General features: G+C 44.8%; 3 protein-coding genes and 1 CRISPR repeat array. All 3 genes read left to right on the top strand.

What is annotated here, in order from left to right; translation table 11 throughout:
- Nucleotides 1-24: 24 nt before the first annotated feature.
- Nucleotides 25-1,372: a CRISPR direct-repeat array (repeat unit 28 nt; unit sequence CTTCCTCACCGCATAGGTGACTTAGAAA).
- Between the two features lie 652 nt (nucleotides 1,373-2,024).
- Nucleotides 2,025-2,336 carry a transposase gene (locus I3248_RS10300; protein ID WP_201608430.1) on the top strand — a complete coding sequence of 104 codons (312 nt, stop codon included), beginning with the start codon at nucleotides 2,025-2,027 and terminating at the stop codon, nucleotides 2,334-2,336.
- The gene (locus tag I3248_RS10295; protein WP_201608432.1) at nucleotides 2,282-3,214 is read left to right on the top strand and encodes an IS3 family transposase; all 933 of its coding nucleotides are present in this window, start codon (nucleotides 2,282-2,284) and stop codon (nucleotides 3,212-3,214) included. The genes I3248_RS10300 and I3248_RS10295 overlap by 55 nt, the downstream gene beginning before the upstream one ends.
- The coding region (locus I3248_RS10290) for a Y-family DNA polymerase (RefSeq protein WP_238063624.1) at nucleotides 3,196-4,486 on the top strand (1,291 nt) is incomplete at its 3' end. The genes I3248_RS10295 and I3248_RS10290, both read left to right, overlap by 19 nt.

Below are 4,486 nucleotides of genomic sequence, written 5' to 3'. Positions count from 1 at the left end.
CGTCTGTGCGCTCAGACTCAAGCTCTTCACCACCGCATAGGTGGCTTAGAAAACTACTAAGAAAACAACCAAAAAGACAACAGACTTCACCACCGCATAGGTGGCTTAGAAATATCACATCGTCTGTGCGCTCAGACTCAAGCTCTTCACCACCGCATAGGTGGCTTAGAAAACTCAAGCGCGATAGTGCTGACGAGCTGATGTCTTCACCACCGCATAGGTGGCTTAGAAATCGGTTGTTGAATTTTAGACATAAAAAAAGCCCTTCACCACCGCATAGGTGGCTTAGAAATATGATTGATAGTATCTACAATTAGCCGAAAGCTTCACCACCGCATAGGTGGCTTAGAAAAACAAGTACCGTTTGCCTGACCCCACGATAGGCTTCCTCACCGCATAGGTGACTTAGAAATATAACGTCTACTAGCCTTAATGATTTAAAGACTTCCTCACCGCATAGGTGACTTAGAAATAGCAGCAGCACAAGGCAACTACAAGCATGAGCTTCCTCACCGCATAGGTGACTTAGAAATAAAGTTTATCGAGACACCACACACGCCGCGGCTTCCTCACCGCATAGGTGACTTAGAAAAATCATAGACCAGCGAGCGACTAGGCATATCCCTTCCTCACCGCATAGGTGACTTAGAAATGATGTGGTTAATGAGCCGTGGTATGACGCAACTTCCTCACCGCATAGGTGACTTAGAAATAGCTTGCTTAGTTGTACGCGCCCATCAGTTTCTTCCTCACCGCATAGGTGACTTAGAAACTTACGTCTTAGATTGCCCATTAAGATACCATCTTCCTCACCGCATAGGTGACTTAGAAATTTTTGAATCTCAATCTCACTCATACCCTACCCTTCCTCACCGCATAGGTGACTTAGAAATATAGGATTTCATCTGCTAAAATCCAGCCAATCTTCCTCACCGCATAGGTGACTTAGAAAGCCATACCCTCAGCGGTCTGCTCGCCGACCTTCTTCCTCACCGCATAGGTGACTTAGAAACGTTAAGGGTATTCTAAGGCACACACCCCCTGCTTCCTCACCGCATAGGTGACTTAGAAATTCAGCTCTGACACTACCAAATGTATATTTCACTTCCTCACCGCATAGGTGACTTAGAAAGCCGACCTCGCCGTTTGGTGTGACGCGCCAATCTTCCTCACCGCATAGGTGACTTAGAAATTTGCTTGCTCAATTAGCGCCTCGTCGTACTCCTTCCTCACCGCATAGGTGACTTAGAAATTTGTAGTCACCGGCATTGAGTTTGCGTAGCACTTCCTCACCGCATAGGTGACTTAGAAAATTCTTCACCTTCTCCCATGTCTATTAGTGCTCTTCCTCACCGCATAGGTGACTTATGAGCAGCGTTAAAAAATTGCACGCCAATTTTAGCTGCGCAAGGGAAATCCTTTAGATAGGATTTTCAGAAGTCATGACCTTAAACGGAACCTTATAAAATAGACTCACCGCATAGGTGACTTATGAGAACCGTCAAAAAATTGCATGCCAATTTTAGGTTTGCAAGGAAAATCTTTTAAATAAGATTTTCAGAAGTTATGACATCAAACGCAACCTAATAGAATAGATCCACCGCACAGGTGACTTAGAAAATAATACTTACCTTTGAGCTGAGTTTGTAAGCTATCTGTCATAGTAAGAGATTATGAGGTTTAGTGTATTCGCAACTGAACTTTAATTAATATGGCCAAGAAGTTCTTACTTATAATTTGTTTCAATCAACTAAACATTCAAAATACTGATCACATTAAATTTAAACCCTCACGACAACCATCGTCGTCTACCCTTTATTCGCTCTTGAATTTTCAAGCACACTATCTCTACAATCAAAGGCATCTCTGATCACGTAAATACTCGTGATTGGTTATGCTTTTTTTTATGCCATCCACCTACTGAGACAGCCATGTATGCGCTTGTTGATTGCAATAGCTTGTAGTGGCATAATTAAATTGGACAACTGCTAAGAGGCTATACTAACCCAAAGAAGGAAAATAGTATGACCAACAAACGCAACCAATATACCCGAGAATTTAAATTAGAAGCGATTAGCTTAGTCACTGATCACAACCGCACCATACCTGATGTGGCAAGCTCACTGGGTATTGGCAAATCTACCCTGCAGAAATGGCTGAGTCAGTACCGTCAAGAAATGAGTGGCCAAGCGCCTAAAGTCGGCAACGCTTTAACGGATGAACAGCGCGAGCTTCAAGAATTGCGTAAGCAGGTTAAGCGGCTGACTATGGAGCGCGACATATTAAAAAAGGCTTCTGCTCTGCTGGCCTTGGACAGCCTGAACGGCTATCGCTGATAAGCAAGCTTGCAGAGCAAGACAAACAGGCCAGTAAAAGCCTTTTATGCAAGTTGTTTGGGGTATTGAGGAGCAGTTACTACTATGGACTAAAGCCCAAGCCCATCAGCCTTGAAGCCGTCAAAACTAAAGCATTAGTCCGCCAAATATTTAACGACTCAAAGCGCTCAGCAGGCGCTCGCAGCATTGCCGCTATACTAATGAATGAACACGGCATCAAGCTGACCCGTTATATGGTAGGTAAACTTATGAGCAGCATGGGGCTTAAAAGCTGTCAGTTAAAGACGCATAAATACAAGCACTGTGATGAAGAACACAAAGCTCATGACAACATACTGAACCGTAACTTTAGCCCCACATCGCCCAATCATGTCTGGACAGGTGATGTCACTTATGTTCGCATTAAAGGCGGCTGGTGCTACCTAGCTATCGTTTTAGATTTATATGCTCGTCGTATTGTTGGCTTTGCTGTATCAGATTCGCCTGACAGTATGCTGACAACCAAAGCGCTGCAGATGGCGTATCAGTCGCGCTTAAAGCCAAGTGGGGTGTTGTTTCACTCTGATCAAGGCACCCATTACACTAGCAAGAAGTTTGCTGAATCCGTGGCAAGTTGTAATGGCATGAAGCAGAGCATGAGCCGAAAAGGTAACTGTTGGGACAACGCGCCAACTGAAAGGTTCTTCAGGAGCTTTAAAACAGAATGGATGCCAAAGGGCGGTTATGAGAATATTGCTGAAGCTCGGACTGCCATTATTGATTATATTTGGGGCTATTATCAGTCAGTGAGACCACACCGTTTTAATGACTATTTAACACCGCTAGAAAAAGAGAAACGCTACTTTAACAAAAACCTCTTATCAGGTGTCCTAAATTAGTTGACCACTACAGCTTTTATGCCAACTGTGAGAAGCTCTTTCGTCCTGATCTAAGAGGTAAGGCAGTGGTCGTACTGTCTAACAATGATGGCTGCGTGGTCGCTCGCTCCAGTGAGGCAAAACAGCTCGGTATCAAGATGGGTGTGCCGTACTTTCAGGTTAAAGACTTCTGCGAGAAGAACAACGTCACTGTCTTTAGTTCAAACTACACTTTATATGCTGATATGTCTCACAGAGTCATGAGCACCCTCGAGAAACTGTGTCCTACCGTTGAAGTCTATTCTATAGATGAAGCCTTTTTATACTTAGCCGATTACCCTACCGCAATGACTGATCTTGATAGCTATGGGCGTAAGCTCAAAAGCATCGTTGAGCAGTACACCGGCATTCCAGTATGTGTGGGTATGGGCAGTACTAAGACCATGGCAAAGCTTGCCAATTATGCTGCTAAAAAGCACCCCGCTACTAAAGGCGTCTGCGTGCTAGATAATCTTCGATGGATCAGACGTATCATGCAGATCACCGATGTTGGTGAGGTATGGGGCGTGGGTCGTCGTTACAAGGTCAGACTCAATAAGATGGGTATTCATACGGTCTATCAGCTCGCCGTCTGTGAGCCTGCGAAAATAAGACAGCACTTCGGGGTGGTACTCGAGCGCACCTGCTTAGAGCTTAATGGTCATAGCTGTCTTGGTATCGAGGCGGTAGAGGCTAAGAAGCAGATTATCTCTTCTCGCTCTTTCTCCACTCGCATTAGCTGCCCTGATGAGCTGAGTCAAGCAGTCTGTAGTCATGCGGCAAAAGCGGCAAGCAAACTACGTAAACAAGACAGCGTCTGTCATTACTTAAGCGTCTTTGCTAAGAATAGCCCGTTTAGTCAGACAGAGAGTTATACCTCCATATCCGGACAATGTCAGTTTATCACCCCAACCGCTGATACTAGAGTGATGGTAGCCGCTGCTCGGCAGATACTGACTCAGATTTTTAAAAAAGATGTTCGCTACGCCAAAGCTGGCGTTATGCTCTTTGATATCTGCTCGCACGATGAGGTACAGCCTGACTTGTTTGCAGACGATAGTAGCGACAATCAAACCAACCAACAAAGTGCCTCAAAGAGCGCAGAGGTTATTGCCGTTATGGATCAGCTCAATAAAAGGTATGGTCAAAACAGTAATCAGCAGTCTGCTGTGTTTATCGCAAGCGAAGGCATTAAAGATAAGCAGTCATGGCAGATGAGCCGTGACATGCTATCGCCTTGCTATACCACAAACA

Source organism: Psychrobacter sp. Ps3, from assembly GCF_022129275.1.
Lineage (GTDB): Bacteria > Pseudomonadota > Gammaproteobacteria > Pseudomonadales > Moraxellaceae > Psychrobacter > Psychrobacter submarinus.
This window is presented reverse-complemented; position numbering and strand designations above follow the sequence as displayed.